General features: G+C 40.2%; 20 protein-coding genes. All 20 read left to right on the plus strand.

Annotation, left to right across the window (positions count from 1 at the left end):
- Nucleotide 1 precedes the first annotated feature (1 nt).
- The 20 genes from IE056_RS01565 to IE056_RS01660 all read left to right on the plus strand — a co-directional run bounded on the left by IE056_RS01565 (nt 2) and on the right by IE056_RS01660 (nt 20,581).
- The gene (locus IE056_RS01565; protein WP_189602861.1) at nt 2–457 is read left to right on the plus strand and encodes a heme-binding domain-containing protein; all 456 of its coding nucleotides are present in this window, start codon (nt 2–4) and stop codon (nt 455–457) included.
- A gap of 111 nt (nt 458–568) precedes the next feature.
- Nucleotides 569–1,441 (plus strand): DUF6503 family protein, encoded by an 873-nt coding sequence (locus IE056_RS01570; protein ID WP_229793614.1) that lies wholly within the window; start codon nt 569–571, stop codon nt 1,439–1,441.
- 18 nt (nt 1,442–1,459) lie between these two features.
- Nucleotides 1,460–2,050, plus strand: coding sequence for a DUF2911 domain-containing protein (locus IE056_RS01575; RefSeq protein WP_189602862.1), 591 nt, complete (start codon nt 1,460–1,462; stop codon nt 2,048–2,050).
- 34 nt (nt 2,051–2,084) lie between these two features.
- Complete coding sequence (locus tag IE056_RS01580; protein ID WP_229793615.1) at nt 2,085–2,696, plus strand: helix-turn-helix domain-containing protein; 612 nt, start codon at nt 2,085–2,087, stop codon at nt 2,694–2,696.
- 476 nt (nt 2,697–3,172) lie between these two features.
- Nucleotides 3,173–3,568, plus strand: a complete 396-nt coding sequence (locus IE056_RS01585; protein ID WP_189602863.1) for an HYC_CC_PP family protein — start codon at nt 3,173–3,175, stop codon at nt 3,566–3,568.
- A gap of 105 nt (nt 3,569–3,673) precedes the next feature.
- On the plus strand, nt 3,674–7,510 hold the full coding sequence (locus tag IE056_RS01590; RefSeq protein ID WP_189602864.1) for an efflux RND transporter permease subunit: 3,837 nt from the start codon (nt 3,674–3,676) through the stop codon (nt 7,508–7,510).
- Nucleotides 7,510–8,802 (plus strand): TolC family protein, encoded by a 1,293-nt coding sequence (locus IE056_RS01595; protein ID WP_189602865.1) that lies wholly within the window; start codon nt 7,510–7,512, stop codon nt 8,800–8,802. The genes IE056_RS01590 and IE056_RS01595 overlap by 1 nt, the downstream gene beginning before the upstream one ends.
- Before the next feature lie 13 nt (nt 8,803–8,815).
- Nucleotides 8,816–10,618 (plus strand): efflux RND transporter periplasmic adaptor subunit, encoded by a 1,803-nt coding sequence (locus IE056_RS01600; protein ID WP_189602866.1) that lies wholly within the window; start codon nt 8,816–8,818, stop codon nt 10,616–10,618.
- Nucleotides 10,619–10,661: 43 nt separating this feature from the next.
- Nucleotides 10,662–11,201: a DUF3347 domain-containing protein gene (locus IE056_RS01605; protein WP_189602867.1), complete on the plus strand. Its 540-nt coding sequence runs from the start codon at nt 10,662–10,664 to the stop codon at nt 11,199–11,201.
- A 166-nt stretch (nt 11,202–11,367) separates the two neighbouring features.
- A complete protein-coding gene (locus IE056_RS01610) occupies nt 11,368–11,730 on the plus strand; it encodes a hypothetical protein (RefSeq protein ID WP_189602868.1) in 363 nt (120 codons plus the stop codon).
- A gap of 375 nt (nt 11,731–12,105) precedes the next feature.
- On the plus strand, nt 12,106–12,480 hold the full coding sequence (locus tag IE056_RS01615; protein WP_189602869.1) for a YHS domain-containing protein: 375 nt from the start codon (nt 12,106–12,108) through the stop codon (nt 12,478–12,480).
- A 146-nt stretch (nt 12,481–12,626) separates the two neighbouring features.
- Entirely contained in the window at nt 12,627–15,068 is a 2,442-nt protein-coding gene (locus IE056_RS01620; RefSeq protein WP_189602870.1) for a glycoside hydrolase family 65 protein, read from the plus strand.
- A 150-nt stretch (nt 15,069–15,218) separates the two neighbouring features.
- A complete protein-coding gene (locus IE056_RS01625) occupies nt 15,219–15,455 on the plus strand; it encodes a hypothetical protein (protein ID WP_189602871.1) in 237 nt (78 codons plus the stop codon).
- A gap of 4 nt (nt 15,456–15,459) precedes the next feature.
- Nucleotides 15,460–15,672: an SHOCT domain-containing protein gene (locus tag IE056_RS01630; RefSeq protein ID WP_189602872.1), complete on the plus strand. Its 213-nt coding sequence runs from the start codon at nt 15,460–15,462 to the stop codon at nt 15,670–15,672.
- Between the two features lie 17 nt (nt 15,673–15,689).
- Complete coding sequence (locus IE056_RS01635) at nt 15,690–15,962, plus strand: DUF5676 family membrane protein (protein WP_189602873.1); 273 nt, start codon at nt 15,690–15,692, stop codon at nt 15,960–15,962.
- A 165-nt stretch (nt 15,963–16,127) separates the two neighbouring features.
- A complete protein-coding gene (locus IE056_RS01640) occupies nt 16,128–17,138 on the plus strand; it encodes a type II glyceraldehyde-3-phosphate dehydrogenase (protein ID WP_189602874.1) in 1,011 nt (336 codons plus the stop codon).
- A gap of 27 nt (nt 17,139–17,165) precedes the next feature.
- Complete coding sequence (locus tag IE056_RS01645; protein ID WP_189602875.1) at nt 17,166–17,501, plus strand: P-II family nitrogen regulator; 336 nt, start codon at nt 17,166–17,168, stop codon at nt 17,499–17,501.
- Nucleotides 17,502–17,517: 16 nt separating this feature from the next.
- The gene (locus IE056_RS01650) at nt 17,518–18,348 is read left to right on the plus strand and encodes a universal stress protein (RefSeq protein WP_189602876.1); all 831 of its coding nucleotides are present in this window, start codon (nt 17,518–17,520) and stop codon (nt 18,346–18,348) included.
- A 2-nt stretch (nt 18,349–18,350) separates the two neighbouring features.
- Nucleotides 18,351–19,190, plus strand: coding sequence for an ATP cone domain-containing protein (locus IE056_RS01655; RefSeq protein ID WP_189602877.1), 840 nt, complete (start codon nt 18,351–18,353; stop codon nt 19,188–19,190).
- A 14-nt stretch (nt 19,191–19,204) separates the two neighbouring features.
- Nucleotides 19,205–20,581: an MBL fold metallo-hydrolase RNA specificity domain-containing protein gene (locus tag IE056_RS01660; RefSeq protein WP_189602878.1), complete on the plus strand. Its 1,377-nt coding sequence runs from the start codon at nt 19,205–19,207 to the stop codon at nt 20,579–20,581.
- Nucleotides 20,582–20,587 lie beyond the last annotated feature (6 nt).

Raw genomic sequence — 20,587 nt, forward strand, 5'->3', positions numbered from 1 at the left:
AATGAAGTTCCTAAAGATCATCGGTCTGATTTTATTGGTTGCCTTTGTGGGGATACAGTTTATCCCCACAAACCGCAATCATAGTGATTATATTCCTAAATCAGATTTTACGGAGATTTACGAGGTGCCCGAAAACATCAATACCATCCTGCAAACCTCTTGTTATGACTGCCATAGCAATAATACCAATTATCCATGGTATAATAAGATCCAGCCGTTTACCTGGTATTTGAACGACCATATTGAAAAAGGCAAGGCAGATTTGAATTTTAGTGAATTTGGGGAATATTCCTCCCGGCGGCAAAGAAGTAAGTTGCGCTCTATAAGCAGCCAGGTGAAAGATGGGGAAATGCCTTTGCAATCATATACCCTGGTGCATTGGGATGCGAAACTTTCTGACAAGGAGAAGGAAGAATTCACAGTTTGGATGGATTCTTTGGCCATGGAAGTAAGGTAAAAGAAAATAATCCCCCGGCCCTGTGCCTGGAAATTGTCTGTTTAATTAGTTAACACTTCAGGTGCAGGGTCTTTATAAAAAGTTTTCAGCAACAAATAAAAATTATAATTATTGGTCAAAAGAAAAACAGGGGTAAAATTGAGGAAAGCCCATCGTTATCTGGGACTTTTCATAGGGATCGAATTTAAGTACTTTAAAATGGGAGAAATCAAAATGAACACCTTTCACAAAAATACAGTTCTAACTGCTATACTGGTTTCAGTATTATCGCTGTCTTGTGGCACTTCCGAAAAAAAATCAGAAGGTGAGAAAATTATAGAGAAAAGTATTGAGGCCTCCGGTGGAGAAAACTATGTAAATGCTGAAATCGATTTCACTTTTAGGAACAGGAGATATAAGAGTAAACGCAATGGGGACATCTTCCGGTTGGAGCGTATTGTAAAGGATTCCGCCGGTAACACCACACATGATGTTCTAAGCAATGAGGGTCTGAAACGTTTTGTAAACAGCAAAGCTGCTACTGTTCCAGATTCGATGGTCACCCGGATAAGTGATGGGGTAAATTCTGTTCATTATTTTGTCCAGGTGCCTTTTGTGCTCAATTCGCCTGCGGCCAACAAAGAACTGTTGGGGGAAGATGAGGTGGAAGGGGAGACCTATTACGAAGTTAAAGTTACCTTTCGTGAGGAAGGTGGAGGGACAGATTTTGAGGATGAGTTCTTATACTGGATCCACAAGGAAAATTTCACGGTAGATTATTTAGCTTATAGGTTTTTTACCAATGACGGGGGAATAAGGTTCAGGAAAGCGTTGAATCCCAGGGTGGTAGAAGGAATCAGGTTCGTAGATTACCAAAACTATAAAGCCAAAGAGTTTTCCACACCGTTACGTGATTTGGACTCCCTATATGAAGCAGGAAAACTGGAATTTTTCTCTGATATCCAAACTGAAAATATTAGCGTAAGCATTAATAAAAACAATTAATTAAACACAACATTTTCCATGAAAACCACAAAATATATTATTTACGTGCTGCTTGTATTATTTTCCACAAGTGGGATGCAGGCGCAACATGAAAACCACCAGGCCGAAAAGGTGACAACACAAAACAAAGAGGTGTTAAGTCCGCATACCAGTACCATGGCCATAATTGATGGGGCTCATATTCATATAGATTATTCTTCACCACGCGTGCGTGACAGGATAATTTTTGGCGGACTGGTAGGCTACAACACAGTTTGGCAGGCCGGAGCTCATAAAGCGACCTGGATAGAAACCAATAAGGATTTGGTAATTGGTGATGAAATATTGCCTGCCGGGAAGTATGCTTTTTTTACAGTTCCCGGTAAAGAAAATTGGAAAGTCATGTTCAATTCCCGTTGGGATCAGCATGGAAAGGATGAATATGATGAAAAAGAAAATGTAGTTGTTTTGGAAGTTCATTCTGAGACGCTGGAGAATGTCCAGGAGGCACTGACTTATGAAGTTCAAAAAATAGAAAATGATGAAGGAGTAATTTCTCTCACTTGGGAAAGAAAGAAAATTAGTATTCCTTTTCAAGTCAGTGCAGATGAACAAAGGATGAATGACTAAGTATAAAACCTAAAGAACTAACCAACCATCAACCATGAAAAAGGAAATTTTAATTGACAGGAATTCTATGAATATTGAAAATCATAGAGTTATTCAGATTAAAAATGTAGTTTGCCAGCGATGCAAAAGGAGCGTAAGAGAAATACTGACTACATTAAAAATTCCTTTCAAAAGAGTGTCTTTGGGAGAGGCAGAGTTGGAAAGGAGTCTCTCAGATTTTGAGTTCACATTGTTTCAGGAAGAGTTACGTAAAGTGGGATTTGAGCTCATTTTCGAAAAAAATGAACGCCTGGTGAACCAGATAAAATCAATAATCATTGCGCGGGTTTACAAGGAGGAAGATTTTGGGAAACAGAAGATTTCAGATCTGTTGACCAGCCGTCTACACTACGACTATAGCCATCTTACCCATATTTTTACAAAACTTGAAGGGAAAAATATTCAGAAGTTTTATAGTGAAATAAAGATAGAAAGAATAAAGGAGTTATTGGAGTATAACGAGCTAACTGTTTTAGAGATTGCTCATGAAATGGGGTATAGCAGTGCTACCTACCTATCAACCCACTTTAAAAAAGCTACTGGTGTAACTCCTTCGGATTATAAAAATAAAGAAGAAAAACGTAAAACAGATCTCAATAGGTTCTGAGATAGTAAGGAATTGATCTTTTGTGAAAAGAAACATTACAATAAGTTTTTTGTTGAAAGCCATGGGAAAATAGAAGGTTTGGCCGCCTATATTGTCTCAATTTTTAGATACTGGTAATTTAGGTAAAGTAAATATTCTCTTTTCTAAACGTCATATGATTCTTCTATATTTTATAATCTTTTCATGACCATTTTTCGTAGTCTTTACTGTTAAATAATTACAAACCCTTAATAGTGAATGTTTTTTCTGTTATATTAAAAGTGCTTTTGAACCTTTTGAGCTATCTTTATTCTGGATAAGGAAAATGCGTCCTATGTTTAGAATTCTGAGAGAAAAGGGAAAATATGACTTTGATCATATTTGAAAAAAGAGCAATTAATTATTTTTGTTATTGAATTATTAAAATGCTCCAAATATAATTTCAACCTTATTTCAGTGGTAATTAGCTAATGAATAGAGGAAATTAGAAGAGTGTTATGAAAGCCTTCCTATTAAAAATATCATCTTTGGTCCTGGCATTTTTAATGTTCCTATCGACAATGTCCTTTACTGTGAATAAACACTTTTGCGGTGATTTTCTTGTGGACCAATCAGTCTTTTTTGAAGCTGATACCTGCGGAATGGAACATGATTCCGGAGTAGCTGATGAGAAAGGTTGTTCTGACGATTCTATAGCTATTGATGGTCAGAAAGATTTGAAGATATCCTTTTATGATCTCAACTTTGATCAGCAAGTATTTCTTGTAAGTTTTGCTTATTCATTTAACGGGCTTTTTGAAGAACTGCCTGCGAAAGATATTCCTTTTGTCAAGTATATACCTCCCTTAATCGTTCAGGAAATCCACATATTGAACGAGACCTTCTTAATTTGATTCTGAATTAATATTTAGGCTCTGGTGCTTTACCGCCGGAGCAGAGTTTTTTTGATGTTGCAAACGTGCAGCTTCAAAAGAGTATTAATTCAGAATTAAAACCAAATGCTTAATAAAACTATAAAGTTCTTTTTAGAGAACAAATTGGTGACCGCTTTACTTACGGTTGCCTTAATGGCCTGGGGAGTAGCTACAGCACCGTTTAACTGGGACTTAGACTGGATGCCAAGGGATCCCGTGCCAGTGGATGCCATACCAGACATTGGTGAAAACCAACAAATCGTCTATACCGAATGGATGGGGAAATCTCCTCAGGACATCGAGGACCAAATAACCTATCCCCTTACTACTTCACTCTTGGGAGTGCCAGGCGTAAAAACTATTCGAAGTAGTTCCCTTTTTGGTCTTTCAAGCATCTATATAATTTTTGAAGAGGATGTGGAATTTTACTGGAGCCGCTCGAGAATTCTTGAGAAGTTAAATTCTCTGCCCGCCGGAACACTCCCAGCAGACGTCCAGCCCGCCCTGGGTCCTGATGCTACAGCATTGGGACAGGTGTTTTGGTACACTCTGGAGGGAAGAGACCCAAAAACCGGTGAGCCAACCGGGGGGTGGGATCCTCAGGAGCTTCGTACTATTCAGGATTTTTATGTCAAGTACTCTTTATCTGCTGCCGAAGGTGTATCTGAAGTAGCTTCAATAGGAGGATTTGTCAAGGAGTATCAGGTGGAAATTGATCCTACCGCGATGAAAAGCTACGGCGTAAATGTCAAACAAATAATGGAGGCTGTGCGTGAAAGTAACCTGGATGTAGGAGCACGCACCATTGAGTTTAACCGGGCAGAATATCTGGTTCGTGGATTGGGCTATATAGAAAGCCTGGAGGATCTCGAAGAAGCTGTTGTTGCTGTCAATGAGAATACTCCTATTCGCCTCAAAGATGTGGCCAGGATACAGATGGGGCCAGCTACCAGGCGCGGCGGGCTGGACAAAGGGGGCGCGGAGGCAACAGGAGCGGTGGTTGTCGCAAGATATGGCTCGAACCCTCTCGCAGTTATTGATAATGTAAAAAAGGAAATAGAGAATATTGCTCCCGGATTGCCAAGTAAGACGCTGGCAGACGGAACTGTCTCCAAAGTTACAATCGTGCCTTTTTACGATCGCTCCGGATTAATTTATGAGACTTTAGGAACTCTGGAGGAAGCACTTATCCTGGAGATCTTGATTAGCATTATAGTGGTCATAGTACTCGTTCTAAATTTAAGGGCAGCTATTATGATTTCAGGTCTACTTCCTATTGGGGTACTCATGACATTTATAGTCATGCAGTATGCAGGAGTAGATGCCAATATCGTGGCCCTTTCCGGGATTGCCATTGCTATTGGAGTCATGCTTGACGTTGGAGTGATCTTCACAGAGAACATACTGCGACATCTTGAATTACCTGATAATAAAGGTCGTCCTATATTGCCCGTCATCTACGAAGGAACGGTTGAAATTGCCTCAGCCGTGTTAACTGCACTGGCAACAACGGTCATTAGTTTTATTCCCGTTTTTGCTATGACAGGACAGGAAGGAAAGTTATTTGGACCACTTGCCTTCACAAAAACCTTTGCCCTTATTGCTGCGATGTTTGTGGGACTCGTTGTGATCCCCGCCTTGGCGCATGGACTCTTTTCCATGAACTTTGGGAAAAAGAGAACCCGGAGAATTTGGAATTTTGCCCTTATTGCTTTAGGAGTTTTACTGTTGTTTAAGGTAGCCTGGGTAGGAATCATGTTTATAGCTCTGGGACTGAACAATCTTCTCGAGCCGCGATGGCCCGAGAAAAAGCGAAAATACCCAACCTATATCAACATTGGAATTGTACTAGTTGGGGTCCTGTATTTCTTAAACAGAGAGTGGTTGCCACTTGGTGCAGATCAATCTGAATTTACAAATTTAATTTTTGTAGGAGGGATTATATTGATAGTGCTGGGATTATTAATGGCGATGGTAAAATATTACCAACCCATCCTAAGATGGGCTTTGGAAAATAAATGGAAATTTCTATCGCTGCCAATTATGATAATTCTCTTTGGGCTTTTTTCCTGGCAGGGTTTTGATAAGATATTCAGTCCTGTTGCTACAGGTTTCGATAAACTTGGATATAACGTAAGGCAAACTGAGGTTTGGCTGGGAATAAGTGAGACCTTCCCGGGTGCGGGGGAAGAATTTATGCCCCCTTTAGAAGAAGGATCTTTCTTATTGATGCCCACAACTATGCCTCATTCAGGGGTGGAGGAAAATGTTGAAACCATTCGGATTCTTGACAGGAGAGTAACTGCCATTCCGGAGGTCGATATGACGGTGGGAAAATGGGGTCGGGCTTCGACAGCATTGGATCCTGCGCCAATTTCAATGTTCGAGAATGTTATAAATTATAAATCTGAATATGTACTGGATCAGAATGGGCGTCGTAAACGATTTGAAGTGAACGACGAGGATCAATACGTTTTAAAAAACGGGGAAGTTTTTGATCCTGAAACCATGGAAAGAGAGGATTTGGATGTTTCTCAATTGATAGGTGATCCCGGGGGTGAATACTTCCGACAATGGCGTGACCATATTAAATCACCTGACGATATTTGGGATGAGATAGTAGGAACCACCAGCTTGCCGGGAGTGACTTCTGCACCTAAACTGCAACCAATTGCAACTAGGTTAATCATGCTATCTACCGGAATGAGGGCCCCCATGGGGATGAAAATTTTTGGACCAGATCTCGAGACTATTGAAGAAGTTGGGTTACAAATGGAGAATATTCTTCGGGAGGTACCTGGAGTAAAAGCCCCATCTGTTTTTGCCGACAGAGTTGTGGGAAAACCATACATGGAGCTGGAAATTGACAGGCGCGCCATTGCGCGATACGGACTTTCAATAGGTGATGTTCAGCGAATCATAAGTGCTGCTGTTGGTGGGATGTCAATGACTACCACAGTGGAAGGTCGTGAAAGGTATGGCGTTAGACTTAGGTATGCAAGGGAATTCAGGGATAACCCAGAAGACGTTAGAGAAATACTCGTGCCTACTCCCACGGGAGTACAAATCCCCTTAGGAGATTTAGTAGAAGTACAATATGTACAGGGCCCTCAGGTCATAAAGAGTGAAGATACCTTCCTGCTCTCTTATGTGATTTTTGATAAAGAGGCTGATGTTGCAGAGGTAGATGTAGTAGAAAATGCACAAGCTCTGATCAATGAGAAAATTGAATCAGGAGAATTTGTAGTACCTCCCGGAGTGAGCTACAAGTTTGCAGGGAACTACGAAAATCAATTAAGGGCTGCAAAAACTTTGTCTATTGTTATTCCTATCAGCTTGTTAGCTATTTTTCTGCTGCTTTACTTCCAGTTTGGCAATTTTCAGACCACATTAATGGCCTTTTCAGGTGTCTTCGTGGCATTGTCGGGAGGGTTTATCCTGCTCTGGTTGTATAACCAGACGTGGTTCCTGGATTTCAATCTTCTTGGAGAAAATATGCGGGAGGTCTTTCAAATAGGGCCTATAAACTTAAGTGTTGCTGTCTGGGTAGGTTTTATTGCCCTTTTTGGGGTGGCAACAGACGACGGCGTACTTATGGGAACCTATCTCAAGCAGGTTTTTGCTGAAGAAAAAACGACGGACAAAAATTCCATTCGAAGAGCTGTTGTAATGGCAGGGAGCAAAAGGGTAAGACCCGCTGTAATGACCACTGCAACTACTCTCATCGCTTTAATGCCAATTTTAACATCCACAGGGAAGGGGTCTGATATTATGATCCCTATGGCCATACCGACATTTGGAGGAATGTTGTTCCAGACAATAACTATGTTCGTAGTTCCCGTCCTATACAGTATGTGGCAAGAGAAGAAATGGTCAAATCCTAAATTACAGGAGCAACAAATAAATGAATTAGACAAGTAATGAAAAAAAATATCATAAATATAGGCGCTTTAATCATGTTTTTTCTCGCTTTGTGGACGAATAACTCCCATGCCCAGGAAGAAGAAATAGGAATCGGGTATTTAGATGAATATCTGGTACTGGCTGCTGAAAACAATCCGCAGATAAGATCCCTCTACAAGGAATATCTCGCTGCGCTGGAAAAAGTAGTCCAGGAAGGAACATTACCAGATCCACAGATAAGTTTTGGCTATTTCATCCAACCAGTAGAAACCCGTGTTGGAGCTCAACAGGCTACAGCTTCCTTTAGCCAAATGTTCCCCTGGTTTGGGACCCTTGATGCCCAGGAGCGGGTCGCGGCTGAAAGAGCGCAGGCACGGCTACAGCTTTTTGAAGATGCTAAACTCGAACTTTTTAGGGATGTGAAAATTACCTATACAGAGTTGTATTACCTTGAAATGGCGATACAAGTAACAGAAGAGAACCTGGCGCTGCTTAGTTCCTTTAAGAGCATCGCTGAGGTGCAGTTCGAAAGCGGAAAAACAAATTTTTCTTCTGTTCTACAAGTTGAACTGGAAGAGGAAGAGTTGGAAAGCAGACTAGCATATTTAAAGGACAGCAGGATTCCCCTGCTTACAGAGTTCGAGGAGTTACTAAATGAAGAACTACAAGAGCCTCTTGGGTTCCCTGACAGTCTTTGGGAGGAACAGCTTCTAAATGAAAAGAGTATACTTCTGGAAATGATCTTAGCTGAGAACCCACGCCTGGAACAACTCGAACATCAGGCAAGGAGTTTCGAAGAGCAGCTAACTGTAGCCAAAAAAATGGGTTTACCATCTTTTACTCTTGGGGGGACCTATACCAATATTGCTTCAAGAACAGATTTAGACCCGGATATGGCACTGCCAGACAATGGTCAGGACGCATTTATTTTTCCACAAGTAGGAATACGGGTGCCGCTTTACAGAAATAAGTATAAAGCCATGCGCCAGGAAGCTATTCTGCAACAAGAGGCAGTGCAGTTGAAAAAGGAAAACCTGGAGAATGAATTGGAGACAAAGCTTGAGCAGTTGTATCGGGATTACGTGGACGCAGTACGAAACGTTGAACTCTACAGTCGGTTGACAACAATTGCCAAACAATCACTGGAGCTTTACCAGACAGAACTATCTACAGGTAGAAACAATGTTTTGGAAATAATTCGAATGGAACGCCAACTTTTAAACTACGGTTTGGAACTGGCAAGGGCCAAAACAGAACGAAATAACAATGTGTATAGAATAAACTACTTAATAGGAGAAGGTTATGAATAAAATAAATAAAAAAATGATATACGTTGGGCTGGGCTTTTTAGCAGCAGGCCTACTCTTGGGGTGGCTTTTTTTTGGTGGAACATCAGAAAGTTCAGCCACCACCGAAAATCAGCTGGAGGAAGCACATGCTCATGAGGAAGGAGAATCAGAAATCTGGACTTGTTCAATGCATCCACAGATTAGACAGGAGGAACCGGGAAATTGTCCTATATGCGGTATGGAATTAATACCCGTGAAAGCGTCTGCAGCTGTCAATGACTCTGAGATACAAATGAGTGAAGCCGCAGCCAGAATTGCCGATATTCAAACCGTGACTGTAAAGGCAGGGTCACCTACTAAAGAGATATATCTTACGGGGAGGGTGACCGCAGATGAGCGCAATGTTTCGGCTGTGACTGCACGTTTTCCGGGACGTATTGAGAAGTTATTTGTGAACTTCACGGGACAAGAAGTAAGAAGAGGAGAAAGGTTAGCCTCTATCTATTCCCCGGAGTTAGTACAGGCACAAAAGGAACTCCTGGAGGCTGTACGGTTTAAAGAGACTAATCCTTCTTTTTTAGAAGCTGCGGTAAGGAAATTAAAACAGTGGGATTTAACCGATACGCAAATCCAGAATATTCAGGAGAATGGAAAGGTGCAATATAATTTTGACATTTATTCTACACAGTCTGGAACCGTTACCAGTAGAAATATAAGTGAAGGAGATTATGTGGGCGAAGGTCAGCCGCTTTTTGATATCGCTAATTTAAATAAAGTATGGGTCCTTTATGATGCCTATGAAAGCGATCTTGCATGGATTAAAGAAGGAGATAAAGTTACTTTTTCTGTACCCTCGATGCCTGGACAATCCTTTTTCAGTACTGTTACTTTTATTGATCCTGTTATTAACCCCCAAACGAGGGTAGCTTTGGTGCGAACTGAAGTAGATAATCCTAAAGGAAAACTCAAACCGGATATGTTTGCTCAGGGAGTAATTAACACTGAGTTGGATAATTTAGAAAACGCTCTCGTTATACCAAAATCTTCCATCCTGTGGACCGGTAAAAGAGCCATTGTCTACTTAAGGAGGCCCGAGTTTGAAGAGCCCACCTTCGAGTTTAGGGAAGTAGTTCTAGGACCCGAGGCAGGGGATTTGTATGTGGTCACTAAAGGCTTGGAAGCAGGTGATGAAGTTGTGGCCAATGGCGTATTTAAGGTAGATGCTGCCGCGCAACTGCAAGGGAAACGAAGCATGATGAGCCCGGAAGGTGGTCCTGCCATGACAGGACACAATCATGGTGGAATGGAAATGGAAGAGGGTAACGACATGCCGGAGCAAACAAAAACTTCAAAATTTGTTCAGGAAGATGTGATGGATATGAGCAAAGATGTCCCCAAAGCTTTCAAAAACCAACTTAATGAAGTAATCGAAGCCTATCTGGAACTTAAAGAAGGGCTGGTAAGGGCTAATATAGATGAGACACAGGAATCGAGTACTGAGCTATTGGCTGCTCTTGATAAACTTGATGGCAATTCCCTCTCTGGTCATGCTAAGAATTTTTGGGATGAAAAAAAGGCCTTCTTGTTCAAACACACAAAATTGTGTAAGGAGGCGAATACAATAGAAGGGAAACGCGAAAACTTTATTTTCCTTTCACAGCCTTTAATAAAAATCGTAGAGGCTTTTGGAGCTAACCAGAAGTTGTATGTGAACTTTTGCCCCATGGCCAATAATAACAAAGGTGCCTACTGGCTAAGTAACAGCAAAGAAATCAGGAACCCGTTTTTTGGAGAAGCCATGCTTACCTGCGGTGAAGTGAGATCGACAATAAACTAAAAACTGAAAGATAAATTAAATACTAATATCTAAAATCAAAACTATGAAGATTTTAAAAGTAAAAATTGCAGCAGTATTATTTATGACGGTAAGCCTGGGTTACAGCCAGGAGAAAAAAATGATGCACCAGGACCATCATAAAATGGAGAAAGGTGAGATGAAAATGATGGACAGTAAAATCCCAAAATTTAATAACGAAAAAATAACTACAGCTTATGAAGACTATTTAACCCTTAAAGCCGCAATACTCAAGTCTGATCAAGAACTGGCGAAGGAGGAAGCAGAGCAACTTCTAGGCGCTCTCGGAGAGTTTGAAGGGACTGGTCAATTAAAGAAAATTGTAACAAAGGTGACTACCAGTCCCAATCTGGAAGCACAAAAAGGAGCATTTTCTGAGTTCAGCAATGCATTTGCAAGTTTTCTTGAGGGAAAAATTGCTGACAACCAATTATATCTTGCCCGCTGTCCAATGGCTAATAATAACTCAGGAGGTTTTTGGCTAAGCCACGAAGAGGCAATTCAAAATCCATTTTTCGGAGGAAAAATGCTGAAGTGTGGTAGTATACAAGAAACTATAAAATAAAAAAGACCTGCGTAAGTGGACCGGTGGTTTCCCCTACTATCCCCTCAAGACTTATCCGGTCCATAAAGCAGGCGCAAGAAATATGAAAGCTAAAATAAAAATTTTCGCATTAGCGATAATAGGTACAATGTTTTTGTCCGGTTGTAATTCGCAAGAGAAAGAAAAAGTGCAAACAACGCAAACGGAGGTTAATCAAGTAGCAGAAAGTACTGTGAAAGCAGAGCACAATTATAAAATTGGAGATCAGATCCCAAATAATTTAGTATGTATGGTCAACGATGCATATATGGCCAAAATTCAGATTCCAATAGGTGTAAATGGTAAGATCTACTATGGCTGTTGTAACATGTGCGTTGACACCCTTAACGAAAAAGAAACGGCCCGCGTGGCTGTTGATCCTGTAACCGGCGAGGCCGTGGACAAATCTGAAGCTTTTATTGTCCTGCTAAACAAAAAGGGCGAAGTAGCCTACTACAAATCGGAAGCTACATACAAAAAAGCTTTGAAAACAGGAAAAATTGGAAGTTAGATAATATTAAGTCCTGCATAAATGGGCCGGAGGTTTTTCCCATTCCCCCACATCGGTTACCGGCCCATTGGCAGGCACAATGTATGAACAACAGCACTTTTTGAATAAAGTTTTCGAAAAAGGATCAGGAAGATTTTGAACTAATTAGAGATAATAAGTACCATAAAATTCTATCATGAGATCTTACAGGGAACAAAGGAGAAAATCAAGAAAGAAAAAGAAAAAGAAAGAGCGGTATCGTTCCAAGGCCAAAAAGAGTGATAAATTTCTGGCAATATGTGCTTTTGTAATACTCTTTCTTCTAGCTCTATCCATGGCATTTTTGAGAGACTGGTACTTATAGTGGTGGAATAAAAAAATAGTAAAAATAAAAAGATGAAATCGATTTTTGCGAGCACCCTCAGAAAAAGAAATTTTCTAATCATACTCTTGATTTGGATTACCGCCCTGCTCACCTTCACCTCTTGTAGCAGCAGCCGTATAGATTTAGCTCAAGGTCAACACGTGGATCCTGTATGTGGGGTAGTCGTTAGCGAGAAAAGTGCTATAAACTTTAAATACATGGAAAACACGCACTATTTTGATTCTGAACAATGTCTGACAGTTTTTAGAAAGAATCCAGAAAAGTTCCAGAACACTCAACAGAAAAGAAGGTCTACAAACGGTATGCACATGGGCTGGGCACCCATAAGCGGGATTGTAATGGTGCTGGGAATGACTGCAGCTATGATTGTCGGAATAAGTCATTAACATACAAAGGTTACACAGTAAATATTTTAAAGACATAATTGGAATTTCAACTTTAGAAAGAATATAAACATGACCTAAAATGGTAGTAGTAACCAGATGGTCATTTTGTAAAATAGAAGTTGACAGCTAAGAAAAAATAAAAAGATGTGTCCTACATTTTCATGAAGATCATCAAAAAAATAGTAGCCATGCAAAACTCGAAACTGGAATATCACGGTTTAAGAAAAGAAGAAGAGGGACTCCGGGAAGCCCTTTGTACCCTTGGCAATGGCTATTTCGCCACCAGGGGAGCAGCAGAAGAATCAGAAGCTGATGGCACTCATTACCCGGGCACCTACCTGGCAGGTGGTTACAACAGGCTTAAATCACAAATAGCAGGAAAGACCATTGAAAATGAAGATCTGGTTAATTGGCCTAACTGGCTGCACCTTAGCTTCAGGCTGGAAGGAGATAAGAATTGGTTTCAGTTAGAAAAATTACAGGTCTTGAATTATGTTCAGGAACTTGATATCTCTGCAGGTATCCTGAGAAGGGAGATGCACTTCATCGATGAACAACAGCGGGAAACAAGGATTATCAGTACAAGACTGGTAAGTATGGATAATCCTCACCTTGCCGCCATAAAATGGGATTTTGTGCCGGTAAACTGGTCCGGAATGGTAGAAGTACGCTCTACCCTTGACGGATCAACAAAAAATGAGGGCGTAAAACGATATAAACCTTTAAAGAATCAGCATCTAAAAATAATTAAAAAAGGAGAAGCAGAAAATGCCATTTACATTCTGGTTCAAACGAATCAATCCCTCCTCTATATGGCTCAGGCAGCTAAATGCGTTATTTTTTCTAAAACTCAAAAGCTGGATGTAATACGAAAGTTTTTTCGGGGAAAAGAGGTAATTGGTGAAATATTCACTTTTCACGTGACTCTGGGAGAACAAGTTTCTATAGAAAAAACGGTGTCCCTTTTTACCTCCAAAGACGATGCAATAAGTGAACCGCTCAACGATGCTTTGAAGCAAGTAAATGGTCAGGCAGATTTTTCTGTTGTAAAAAGAAGACATTCTGAAGCCTGGAAAAGATTGTGGAACAAGTTTGATATTTTCGTCAATGCATCGGGAAACTCTCAGCTCCTCCTCAGATTACATATTTTTCATTTGCTTCAAACGGCTTCTAAACTTACCATTGGTCGGGATGTTGGATTACCGGCGCGAGGTTGGCATGGAGAGGCTTATCGTGGCCATATTTTCTGGGATGAGTTATTCATATTCCCAATTCTTAATTACCGCCTACCTGACCTTACCCGTTCCCTGCTCCTCTATCGATATAAACGCTTAGAAGAAGCTAAAAAACTCGCTAAAAGGGAAGGTTATGATGGAGCTATGTTCCCCTGGCAAAGCGGAAGCAATGGACGGGAAGAAAGCCAGGTGGTTCATTTAAACCCGAAATCTGGACAATGGGTTCCAGACAATACATACCTCCAGCGTCATGTTAATCTCTCTATAGCTTATAATATCTGGCAATATTATGAAGTGACGGCAGATAAAAACTTCATGAAATTTTACGGTGCTGAGATGTTAATTGAAATCGCTCGTCTCTTTGCTGAACTGGCCAGCTGGTGCGATTTAAAAAAGCGCTACGAAATAAAAGGAGTAGTAGGCCCCGACGAATTTCATACCGCCTATCCTGGAAATGATAGCCCAGGAATAAATAACAATGCCTACACCAATGTCATGGCTTCCTGGCTTTTTTCCCATACCCTTAAAGCATTTGATTTAATTGGAATTACCCGTCGGGAAGTCTTAAAACAAGAGCTGCAGTTGGATGACAGGGAGTTGGAAAAGTGGAAAGAAATGGGAAGCAAATTATTTATTCCATTTATTGAAAAAGGGATCATCGCCCAGTTTGAAGGCTATGAACGGTTGGAGGATTTCGACTGGGAAGTCTATCGAAAAAGGTACAGCGATATTCACCGGCTTGACCGAATATTAGATGCCGAGGGTGACTCTGTTAATCGCTACAAGGCTTCAAAGCAGGCAGATGTGCTTATGCTCTTTTATCTTTTTTCTTCTGAACAATTAGTACAGCTATTTAAAGGTTTAGGGTATGATTTCAATACATCCAACATTCCTGATAATATTAACTATTATGCTACCCGAACCTCAGATGGTTCTACTCTTAGCCGAATAGTTCGCTCCTGGGTTGTGGCCAGATCCGATCGTAAATGTGCTTGGCATTGTTTCAGAGAGGCACTTGTTAGTGATTTTGAAGATGTGCAGGGCGGCACCACACCCGAGGGTATACATCTGGGCGCTATGGCAGGTACCATAGATATTGTACAAAGGTGTTTTACAGGTTTGGAGATCCGAAATGATGTGCTTTGGCTAAATCCCCAATTACCCAAAGAGATAAATTCCCTCAGTATGAAGATCAATTATAGAGGTGTATGGTTACAGTTAAACTTTTCGGCCAATAGTTGTCGAATAGAGCCTCTGGATGAAGTTGAATCCGACATAAAAATTCAATTTAAGAAACAATCTTTTACAATTTCCAATAAATCAACTAAAGTGATTCAATATCAACAAAACTAAAGATAAATAGATGAGAAAATAACCTATACAGTCAACAAAGAGTATTGAATGTTGGGCAGAATTGAGCAATATCATGTTTTTAAAACATCTTTTTTGTTAACTTATAATATACTCTATGAAGTAATTGTTTAATCATTAAAATAAATTAAAATGAAAAATCACTGGTTATGGATGATCATCGGATGTGTTTTACCTCTTTTGCTCATCTTTTTGGCCCCATCAATTGGATTGGGTGGTGATGTCTGGCTTTTCACATTTATCATCATAATGTTTGCCATACATCTAATGATGCCTATGCGGCATGGAGATCATACTCACGGGTTAACCGATGAGAATTTAAAGAAAAAAAGCAAAGATCAAGTAACAAACCAACATCAAAAAAAATAAAGACATGCACAATTATGATGGATTTTTTGGAATGCACCTCATCTGGTGGTTCATCTGGATAGTTTTTCTTATCTGGGTTTTCATGATACCAACACAATGGGGAAAAAAAACAAGAAGAGAAGAACCACTGGACATCCTAAGAAAGCGATTTGCACGTGGCGAAATTTCGAAGGAACAGTTCGAAGAACAAAAGAAGCTATTAGAATCGGATAAATAATTTTAAAATCTGAAAATATGTATCGATTAAACATAAAAAAATTTGGTTTGGCACTCGGTCTTACCGGAGCTCTCCTTTATGTGGGGTGTGTACTGGTGATGGCCACAGTGGGGCGGGAAGGAACAGTAAAGTTCTTTAACAGTCTTTTACACGGACTGGACACAAGTAGTATAATAAGAATGGATGTGCCTGTACTGGAGGTGTTCTTTGGAATTATCCAGGTTTTCATCTTAAGCTGGCTAATCGGTGCTTGTGTAGCGGCATTTTATAATGCTCAAGTAAAAGGTTAAAGGATACTGCTGCATTTAATGCTTTTGTAATTAAGGATCTACTTGAAATACACTTTTAATCGAGATAAGCCACTCGCCTGGTACATCCAAAGCATAATCAGGTTACTTTAAACACGAAAGTAATGTGAAACAAAGGAACAAGATCAAATTAAAAAATTGGAAGTCATGAAAAAAATAGCAGTAGTAGGTTATGGAGTCATCGGCAAAAGAGTTGCCGATGCCATTGACAAACAACATGATATGGAGTTAACCGGCATTTGTGATATCATAAGTGACTGGCGCATAGAAAATGCGGTAAGAAAAAACTACAATATTTACAGCGCGACACAAGAAGCAGAAAAGGAAATGAAAAACGCCGGATTCTCCGTTAAAGGCGGAATGACAGAGCTTTTAGATCAGGTGGACCTGGTTGTGGATTGCACCCCTAAAAAAGTTGCCGCAAAAAACGTAGAACGATACAAAAGTCAAGGTAAAAAATTTATTGTACAAGGAGGTGAAAAGCATGAAACTGCGGGCCATTCCTTCAGTGCCGAAAACAATTACCAAACCGCTCTAAACATAGATGCTACGCGGGTGGTTTCGTGCAACACCACCTCCATTTTAAGAACTCTTACGGCTCTAAAAAGGGCAAATCTGTTACAAAGTGCCCGCGGTACTCTTTTACGAAGAGCAACAGATCCCTGGGAAAGCCATATGGGGGGAATCATGAATACAATGGTTCCTGAAAAAGATATTCCCAGTCATCAGGGTCCCGATGCTCAAAGTGTAGATCCCGAACTGGATGTTATTACTGCTGCAGTAAAAGTACCTGAAACCCTGAGCCATATGCACTACTGGAATGTGCGACTGACAAAAAAGGCCTCAAAAGATGAAGTTTTAAATGCTTTTAAAACGTCGACAAGAATTAAGATGATTCGGTACGAGCAGGGTTTGGTTTCAAACAATACTATAAAAGAAATGTTCCTGGATATGGGAAGACCCTGGGGGGACATGTACGAAGTTGCACTTTGGGAGGATATGTTGAAAGTACAGGGAGACGAACTCTTCTATGCCTATGTGGTAGACAACCAGGCTATTGTAATCCCCGAAACTATTGATGCGATAAGAGCACTCACAGGTATCATAGAAGATGGGCACGTATCCATACTTAAAACCAACCGCACGTTAGGAATATGATTTATCAATAACAATAAATAAGAGGTTATGAAAGAAATAAAAGCATTCATACGGCCAAATAAAATTAAGGAGGTGATTTCTTCCTTGAGGAGAGAGGGCCATTGCTGTTTAACAGTCTTTGAGGGAGAAGGAACCGGCGATTACACAGATCCTGGAGAAGATTGGCCTTCCCTCAAACTACCATTCCTCCACAGCAAGATCTATAAACTGGAAATCGTCTGTGAGGACAGTAAAGTGGCGGCTATTTGTGACATCGTTCGTCAAAATGGCAAAACAGGAAAAAGTGGTGATGGTCTCATATATGTTTCTGATGTCCAGGATATATTTAAGATAAAAAATACCAAAAACGATAATGTGAAATAACTAATAATTTTAAATTATGAACAATATACTTGTACCTACCAATTTTTCTGAAAATTGTCAAAAAGCAGAGGAGCTGGGGCTCAAAATGGCTAAATTTTACAATTCGGAAATCCATTTCTTCCATTACGTAAAAACCCCGGTTGACTGGGTTCGACTGGACAAACAGAAGGAAGATCTATACCCCGAAACAAAATTAAAGATTGGCAGCGCGAAGGCAGATTTGAGAGAATTAGAAAAAAAAGCAGAGGGCCTTGGACTTAAATGCAGAACCTTTTTGGAATATAATGGTGAAATAAGCAACATCCTAAGCCACTGCGGTCATTTTGAACATGATTTTATAGTTACCGGTAGTAGTGGCACAAAAGGAGGAATTCGTGAATTACTGGGAAGCAATGTAGAAGAAATAGTGAGAAAAGCCGAGGTGCCTGTCATCGTAGTTAAAGATAAGGATGTTTCTTTTCCTTTTAAAGACATTTTGTTTGTCTCAGATTTTAAAGAAGATGTGACAGAAGAATTTCAACACGTAAAATCACTTGCTGAAAAATGTGATGCACGTATCCATTTATTAAAGGTGAATACTACAACAGATTATAATAGTATTGAAAAGAGTCTGCAACCTATAAAAGATTTCCTTGAAAATTTCCCAGGGCTCACAACTTACTCAATGAATGTCTATAACGAATCGGGTGTAGAGGAAGGAATAAATGATTTTTTGATCTACAAAAATGTGGATCTTATTGCCATGTGTACGCACGGGCGCACGGGATTTTTAAGTCTCTTCTCCAGTAGCACCGTTGAAAAGGTAACCAACCATTCTGAATTGCCCGTTATGACAATTAAAATGTGACTATGAAAAGATCAGTCCTGGTTAAAAAGTCTTCGGGTGAGTATGAGGATTTCCAAATTGAAAAACTCATCAATTCCCTTAGGCGGGCGGGAGCAAATGAGGTTATTGTTAAGGATATAGCTCATAAGGTGTATGAACAGCTTGAAGAAGGGATGACCACTAAAAGGATCTATGAGGCAGCGTTTAAAATGCTTAAGGCAAAATCGAGAGTAAGTGCCTTTAAATACAAGCTTAAAAAGGCATTGATGGAATTAGGCCCTTCTGGCTTCCCATTTGAAAAGTTGGTAGGCAAATTATTGGCACACGAAGGATTTGAAACAAAGGTTGGTGTGATTGTACAAGGCAATTGCGTTCAGCATGAAGTGGATGTGATAGCGCAAAAAGGTGAAAAACATTATATGATTGAATGTAAATACCATAGTGATCAAGGCAGGTTTTGCAATGTAAAAATTCCTTTGTACATCCATTCCCGTTTTTTAGATGTGGAAAAACAGTGGAGACGTAAAAAGGGTCACCAGAACAAAATCCACAAAGGAGGTTTATATACCAATACACGTTTTACATCTGATGCCATAAACTATGGCAATTGTGTTGGCCTGCTAATGACCAGTTGGGATTATCCAAAGGAGAGTGGACTCAAAGATAGAATTGACCAGGCGGGATTGCACCCCTTAACAGCCTTAACAAGTTTAACGAAAGCTGAGAAAACAAAATTATTGGATGAAGGCATTGTTCTCTGTAAAGAACTCCACGAAAGTCCGAACTTGTTGGATAAAGTAGGGATTCCCAACTCCCGACACAAAAGAATTCTGGAAGATTCACTTGAACTATGCAAAATCTAATCCTAGAACAACCGATGAAAACTAATCAAATAAACATTCACTTTTTGGGGGCAGCAGGTACAGTAACCGGCTCAAAATATTTAGTGGATACAGGAGATAAAAAGATACTCATAGACTGCGGACTTTTTCAAGGGCTAAAGGAATTACGCCTTAAAAACTGGGAGTACCCACCTGTTAATGTTGCAAATATTGATGCTGTTTTGCTCACCCACGGCCATATGGACCATACAGGTTATCTGCCGAGGTTGGTGAAACAAGGCTTCAATGGTTCCATCTATGGTACGAATCCTACTTTGGACATTGCAAAAATCATATTGAACGATAGTGCAAAAATTCAGGAACAGGAAGCAGAACGTGCCAATAAAGAAGGCTATTCCAAACACAGTCTCGCAGAACCGCTTTACGATTTAAAGGATGTAGAAAAAACCATTCCGCATTTTAAGGGCATTCCACAAGCACAATGGATTCCGTTATTTGATGGTATCAGGGCTCGGTTCCAGTACAGCGGGCATATTCTGGGTGCAACTTATATTGAGTTGGATATTTATGGAAAACGCTTTGTCTTCTCTGGAGACATTGGTAGAACCAATGATTTATTGCTCTATCCACCCCTTAAACCAAAAAAAGCGGATATACTTTTCGTTGAATCCACTTACGGAGGAAGGTTTCATCCTGATGAAGTAGAAGCGCTTCCAAAAATCGAAAAATTAATCAACGATACCATCAATAGAGGTGGCAGCTTATTTATTCCCAGTTTTTCGGTAGAGCGTGCCCAACTAATGATGCTTATCTTTTGGAAATTACTCAAGGAGAACAAAATCCCTAAAGTTCAAATGATTATGGATAGCCCAATGGGTGCCAACGTATTGGAACTGTTTCATAGAACTCGGGATTGGCACAGATTGGAAGACAACGAATGTGACGAAATGTGTTCACATTTTACACTTGTTAGCAGTTATCGCGAAACAATGGAATTAAGAACTGATAACAGACCAAAAATTGTAATTGCAGGGAGTGGAATGCTCACAGGCGGAAGAATGCTCAACTATCTTGAAACACAGGCACAAAATCCAAATAACACCTTGCTTTTTGTAGGCTATCAAGCTGAAGGCACACGTGGTAGAAAGCTGTTGGAAGGTGAGAAAGAACTAAAAGTCTATGGAATATGGGTGCCTTTCAATATGCAGGTCGCTGAAATTGAAGGTCTCTCGGCACACGCAGACCACGCAGAACTTATAGAATGGATGGGCGACATTAAAAATAAGCCCGAACGTATATTCATTGTCCACGGTGAAAAAGAAAGTGCAGAAGCATTACAAAAAGGTATCAAGGAAACCTATGGATGGAATACAGAAATTCCGCAATTATACACCATCGAAGAAATAGAATAAATCCCA

Origin of the sequence: Salinimicrobium marinum (assembly GCF_014651535.1) — a bacterium.
GTDB lineage: Bacteria > Bacteroidota > Bacteroidia > Flavobacteriales > Flavobacteriaceae > Salinimicrobium > Salinimicrobium marinum.

Coding starts and splice junctions, on each gene's coding strand:
- IE056_RS01565 (WP_189602861.1), top strand. CDS start 2: ATGAAGTTCCTAAAGATCATCGGTCTGATTTTATTGGTTGCCTTTGTG.
- IE056_RS01575 (WP_189602862.1), top strand. CDS start 1,460: ATGAAAACCACAAAATATATTATTTACGTGCTGCTTGTATTATTTTCC.
- IE056_RS01580 (WP_229793615.1), top strand. CDS start 2,085: ATGAAAAAGGAAATTTTAATTGACAGGAATTCTATGAATATTGAAAAT.
- IE056_RS01585 (WP_189602863.1), top strand. CDS start 3,173: ATGAAAGCCTTCCTATTAAAAATATCATCTTTGGTCCTGGCATTTTTA.
- IE056_RS01590 (WP_189602864.1), top strand. CDS start 3,674: ATGCTTAATAAAACTATAAAGTTCTTTTTAGAGAACAAATTGGTGACC.
- IE056_RS01595 (WP_189602865.1), top strand. CDS start 7,510: ATGAAAAAAAATATCATAAATATAGGCGCTTTAATCATGTTTTTTCTC.
- IE056_RS01600 (WP_189602866.1), top strand. CDS start 8,816: ATGATATACGTTGGGCTGGGCTTTTTAGCAGCAGGCCTACTCTTGGGG.
- IE056_RS01605 (WP_189602867.1), top strand. CDS start 10,662: ATGAAGATTTTAAAAGTAAAAATTGCAGCAGTATTATTTATGACGGTA.
- IE056_RS01615 (WP_189602869.1), top strand. CDS start 12,106: ATGAAATCGATTTTTGCGAGCACCCTCAGAAAAAGAAATTTTCTAATC.
- IE056_RS01625 (WP_189602871.1), top strand. CDS start 15,219: ATGAAAAATCACTGGTTATGGATGATCATCGGATGTGTTTTACCTCTT.
- IE056_RS01630 (WP_189602872.1), top strand. CDS start 15,460: ATGCACAATTATGATGGATTTTTTGGAATGCACCTCATCTGGTGGTTC.
- IE056_RS01635 (WP_189602873.1), top strand. CDS start 15,690: ATGTATCGATTAAACATAAAAAAATTTGGTTTGGCACTCGGTCTTACC.
- IE056_RS01640 (WP_189602874.1), top strand. CDS start 16,128: ATGAAAAAAATAGCAGTAGTAGGTTATGGAGTCATCGGCAAAAGAGTT.
- IE056_RS01645 (WP_189602875.1), top strand. CDS start 17,166: ATGAAAGAAATAAAAGCATTCATACGGCCAAATAAAATTAAGGAGGTG.
- IE056_RS01650 (WP_189602876.1), top strand. CDS start 17,518: ATGAACAATATACTTGTACCTACCAATTTTTCTGAAAATTGTCAAAAA.
- IE056_RS01655 (WP_189602877.1), top strand. CDS start 18,351: ATGAAAAGATCAGTCCTGGTTAAAAAGTCTTCGGGTGAGTATGAGGAT.
- IE056_RS01660 (WP_189602878.1), top strand. CDS start 19,205: ATGAAAACTAATCAAATAAACATTCACTTTTTGGGGGCAGCAGGTACA.